At 45.9% G+C, this 3,554-nt stretch carries 3 protein-coding genes; 1 reads left to right on the top strand and 2 read right to left on the bottom strand.

Annotated elements, in window-relative coordinates; genetic code table 11:
* On the top strand, nucleotides 1–1,080 hold a 1,080-nt coding region (locus IH879_21575; GenBank protein MCH7677518.1), incomplete at its 5' end, for a DEAD/DEAH box helicase.
* Between the two features lie 703 nt (nucleotides 1,081–1,783).
* Here IH879_21575 and sixA read toward each other — a convergent pair.
* Entirely contained in the window at nucleotides 1,784–2,236 is a 453-nt protein-coding gene (sixA, locus tag IH879_21570; GenBank protein MCH7677517.1) for a phosphohistidine phosphatase SixA, read from the bottom strand.
* A gap of 493 nt (nucleotides 2,237–2,729) precedes the next feature.
* Nucleotides 2,730–3,185: a YaiI/YqxD family protein gene (locus IH879_21565; GenBank protein MCH7677516.1), complete on the bottom strand. Its 456-nt coding sequence runs from the start codon at nucleotides 3,183–3,185 to the stop codon at nucleotides 2,730–2,732.
* Nucleotides 3,186–3,554: the final 369 nt, after the last annotated feature.

Below are 3,554 nucleotides of genomic sequence, written 5' to 3'. Positions count from 1 at the left end.
GACTGGCAAAGGAACAAAGGCCCGCGCAAGATCAGGGCGCTCATCATCACCCCGACACGGGAACTGGCGATACAGATCGCGGACAGCTTTACAGTCTACGGGAAATTCACCGGAATCAAAAATACCGTCATTTTCGGCGGAGTGAAGCAGTTCGCGCAGACGCAGGCCCTTCGTAAAGGCGTCGATGTGCTCGTCGCAACCCCGGGACGGCTGCTGGATCTGATGGGACAGGACTACATCACCTTGAAGCACATCGAATACTTCGTGTTGGACGAAGCCGACCGGATGCTCGACATGGGCTTTATCCACGACATTCGCAAGATCCTCGCCAAATTACCGGCGAAACGGCAGTCGCTGTTTTTTTCAGCAACCATGCCGCGGGACATCGTGGACCTGTCGCGCAAGATCCTGGGCAACCCGGAGAAAGTGATGGTCAAGCCAGAGCAGACTACCGCGGAGAAGGTGGAACAGTCCGTGTATTTTGTGAGCAAGAAAGGGAAGCCCAAGTTACTGGCCCACCTGCTGAAAACTGAGTCGTTCGATTCCGTACTGGTCTTTTCGCGGACCAAGCACGGTGCGAACAAGATCGTCAAATTGCTGGGGAAGGCGGGCATCGATGCCGATGCCATCCACAGCAATAAATCCCAGGGCGCGCGGCAACGCGCGCTGGACAATTTCAAAAGTGGCCACACCAACATTCTTGTCGCGACGGACATCGCCGCCCGCGGCATCGACGTGGAGGAATTGTCGATCGTGATCAATTACGACCTGCCGAACATCCCCGAGACCTACGTCCACCGCATCGGCCGGACGGGCCGGGCGAGTGCCAGCGGGATTGCCATGTCCTTTTGTGATGTGGAGGAAAGGGCCTACTTGCGCGACATCCAAAAGCTGATCAAGCAGAAAATCCCTGTAGTGGCGGTACACCCGTTTCTTGATTACTTCGTTGAGGATACGCCTAAAAGTTCAGCGAAGCAGCAAAAGCCGCAGCGACAACCCGGGTCAAAAAAACCGGGTACGGGCAGCGGAAACAATAGCAACCAGAAGCGGCGCCGTTACTATTCGAAAAAACGAGGTTAATGGCAAACAAGTAACCACCCGCGCGTGCTTAATTTTGGAGAGGTTTTTGTCTGACTATCCGGTAATCCTGTCCGCAAAATTTTCTAACGTTTGAATTGACTGATTCGAAGCAAGCGGAGCCTGTTGAGAATTAAGTCAAATTGTATATTATACTTCAATTCAGGGAATCCTGAAGGGAAAACTTACGGCCTGCTCCAACGTGAGGACGTTGTTCCTATAGAGATTAGCACTGAGCCTTACAACAGTAATTATAGTGAACGTCATAAAACCCGCAATGTAGTTGATTGTCTTGGTAAAGGGAAGTACTATCGGTATCCACCAGACAACATTGTAGGCAATAAAGATGAGCCGGTTAATAAGGCTCTGTTTGAATGAAACGTTGCCAGTTGAGTTTTTCCAAAGCCATGCGAACCGCACGGCTGCATGCAGCTCGACAACCACTCAGTAACCCCCCCCGGCAATCACAATCCCGATAAAGCTTGCGAAGTCTGACAATACTGAAGTGGATAAGACCACGGCAATATATATCAACAGGGAATTCCCAGTCCCACAGATAGTATATTGTTCCAACGTCTGGTTAAGAATGCATCCTTTGTTATAGTCTCCATCCTTTCTGCTTGTTGATTTGCATATAACGCCATGGCATAACCTGCGGCGCGTCTTTAGCGCCGTCAGTGTTCATGCCCTTGTTAGACTTTTTACCTTAACACATTGTTGGCGTGATAAACCACTTTATAATTCCAACGCCATTTTCCAATTCAACACATACGACCGCAGAATTTTGAAAGTGCACGACAGGATTATCTTCACTTTTGGAGACCAAATGAGATACAACATTTTGAATGTTTGGAAGATGCCCAACATACATTACATTACTCTCAACTATTTGTTCGATTAACTGACTTGCATTATCGTTTGGATTCATCCCGCCAATTTCACAAATGGTACTCACTCCTAGTTGTTGAGCGAATATCTCTGCCGTTTGACGAGCGCGTAATTTACCACTGTGAAATATCTTTACTATACATACTTCATGATTCTTCAAATACGCCACAACTTTGCAAACTTCGCTAGAGCCAGCTTCCGATAAAGCTCGTTTTTCATCAACATCCTTTGGATGAGCAATTCCATGCTGAACAAAATAAACCGTTACCATCTCTATCCCTCGTTTAGTCTAACATATGTTTTCTATAGTTTCTGAATAACATCCAAAGAATACAATTTTTTCATTGACAATCAATGGAAAACTTGATTAATGATCAAAAAGCTAACTGTATAATATCCGAAATAAGAGCAGTTGCTGCGTGTAAGATTGGGCGCTATCATGGAGCTGCACATCTTGCAAACAGCCGAAAAGGGATGCTGTAAGGTGACAAAATAAATTTGTAAGCCGGCAAAATGAAAATACGAGGGTAACAAATGGCAATCTAAGGCAGCAACGCGATTTTCTTCTGTTACATTATGATTTTCCATGCTGCCGAATGACTTTGTTGTCTCATAATATCATTTTTTTAGCTGAAGAACCATTTTCCCAAACTGCTATATGATTTTTTTAAAAGTGGCAAGGGATTTGGAGAAGGCGGTTTTGACTTAGTATTTTGCTTTTGCGGTGGGGTACGACTCAAGGCTAGTTTTATTTTTTGCAGCCGTTAGGCATTTCCTGCAAGCCTGGTTAATAATTTGTCCAGGTGGTTCGCAAAAGAATTCCGATCGCCCTGGCTTAGGGCCGGCGGACCCCCTGTATCTATGCCGCTAGCTCGTAGAGTATCCATAAAATCTCTCATATTCAGACGCCCTCTAATATTGTCAGCTGAATACAATTCGCCACGGGGATTGAGAGCATAACCTCCTTTTTCAATCACCTCGGCCGCCAAAGGAATATCACCTGTGATGACAAGATCACCGACGTTTAGCCTTTTAACGATCTCATTGTCAGCGATATCAAAACCAGCTGCTACCTGAAGCATCTTAATCCAGGGCGACTGTGGGATGCGCAGGGGCTGATTAGCTACCAGCGTGAGTTGTACTCGGGTGCGCTTTGCCGCTCTAAATAAAATATTCTTGATCACGGCAGGGCATGCGTCTGCGTCTACCCATATTTCCATTTCAGACCACTTCTGCTGAATCCTAAAATACGCGTTTGGCTATTAGCCCAACTTCGACAGTTCGCGGTGTAAGTTTAATATTTACAGAAAAAATCATCTAAAGTCTTCACTACATTTTGTGATTTTTAGTCAATCTTGAGGGTAAGGTTAATCCGAGATGTTGCAACAGAATCCGTTGATGTTCATCCGGTTTTGCAACACAGTGCAGTTTGATTTCTACGCCTTTTTTTGTTGGCAAGATGACATCGGTCAATTTGATTCTTTTGATTTCGTTAATGATTTTTCTTGGTTCGTTGCCCAGGCCACTGTTTTTGCACATTTGTGCTAAACATTTCCAGAGCACATAGGCTAAGAAGCAGACCAGGATAT

This window comes from candidate division KSB1 bacterium (assembly GCA_022562085.1).
GTDB lineage: Bacteria > Zhuqueibacterota > Zhuqueibacteria > Oceanimicrobiales > Oceanimicrobiaceae > Oceanimicrobium.
This window is presented reverse-complemented; position numbering and strand designations above follow the sequence as displayed.

Bases quoted from the DNA above. Each gene is read 5' to 3' on its own strand.
- sixA (MCH7677517.1), bottom strand. From the start codon at position 2,236: ATGGTAACGGTTTATTTTGTTCAGCATGGAATTGCTCATCCAAAGGAT.
- IH879_21565 (MCH7677516.1), bottom strand. From the start codon at position 3,185: ATGGAAATATGGGTAGACGCAGACGCATGCCCTGCCGTGATCAAGAAT.